This window comes from Bacillota bacterium (assembly GCA_024655925.1).
Classification (GTDB): Bacteria; Bacillota; DTU025; order DTU025; family JANLFS01; genus JANLFS01.
Genome location: JANLFS010000092.1, coordinates 10127 through 11208 on the forward strand (window position 1 = coordinate 10127; position 1082 = coordinate 11208).

A 1082-nucleotide genomic window follows, 5' to 3' on the forward strand; every position below is an offset into this window, starting at 1 on the left:
CTTGGCTTTCCCAGCAATCAGGTCATCCACGTACTTGTCACCGAGCATCCTGCCGACGATCATGCTGAAGAAGCAGGACTGCATCACCCAGTCGTCCTGGCTGCCCATGAGGATGACATCCTTGCCAGCCGCCTTCAGCTTGGGAACCATCGCCTTGAGCTCGGCGTAGGTCTTGGGGATGGCCAGGCCCATGCTGTCGAGCAACTTCGTGTTGACGTACAGAACATGCGTGGCAGTGACGCCGATGGGCAGCTCAGCCAAGTACCCGCCGGCCTGGGGCACAAGTGCCGCTTCCGAGAACTCCTTCCTGGCATCGCCCAGAAACGGCGTGAGGTCCTTCACCAGTTTCTTCGTGTGTATGGTTGTGGACCTGCCTCCTGGCCACATGTAGATGACGTCAGGCAGCTGACCCGCCGCAGCGTACGCTTCGGTCTTCTGATGGAAAGGCTCCCCGAAGAGATCCTCACGCTCGATCTTGATACCGGGGTTGTTCTTTTCGAAAGCCTCCCATACCTCTGTCAATTCGCGATAAGCCCCAGGGCTGGTCGCGTCCATGTAGTTGAGTACCCTGAGGACGATGGGGGCCCGGGCGAATGTCTCTCCCCATCCACTCAGGACCATCACGGCCACAAGTGCCGCCGCGATCACGAGAGACCTCGACTTACTGAGGGACATGTGAATACCTCCTCGCTCCATACTCATAGGCATCTGAACCGTCCCACGCATCCAGGTTTGAACTCACCGGTCTCGAAACACACAACGGCCATCACATCCTCACATCCTGACGGGAACCACCCCCTTCGGGCTGGCCTCACCAGCCAGTACGCGCGCAAGCGCGGCGAGGACGATTCGTTCTGTGCTGTAGGTGAAGACCGCCGGGACCCTGCGTGGCAACGCCGCCTGCACCATGCATGTCTCACGCGGGTCCCTAATCCCTATGAGAAGCAGGCTCCATTCGGTCTGGATCGCTGAGGCCAGCGCCGACTGGCCCGAGGCCCCTCCCCCGTTCGTAATGACCAAAGCCACCCGCAACCGATTCCCATTGCCGGACCCAGTGCCCGCTGCGCACGTTCGAGTGCCCC

General features: G+C 60.5%; 2 protein-coding genes. Both read right to left on the reverse strand.

Translation table 11 applies throughout. The features are described from left to right. Positions 1 to 675, reverse strand: a 675-nt coding sequence (locus tag NUW23_12575) for an extracellular solute-binding protein (protein ID MCR4426999.1), incomplete at its 3' end; no start/stop codon positions are given. Between the two features lie 99 nt (positions 676 to 774). After that, positions 775 to 1082: hypothetical protein (locus NUW23_12580; GenBank protein ID MCR4427000.1), on the reverse strand; the 308-nt coding region annotated here is incomplete at its 5' end.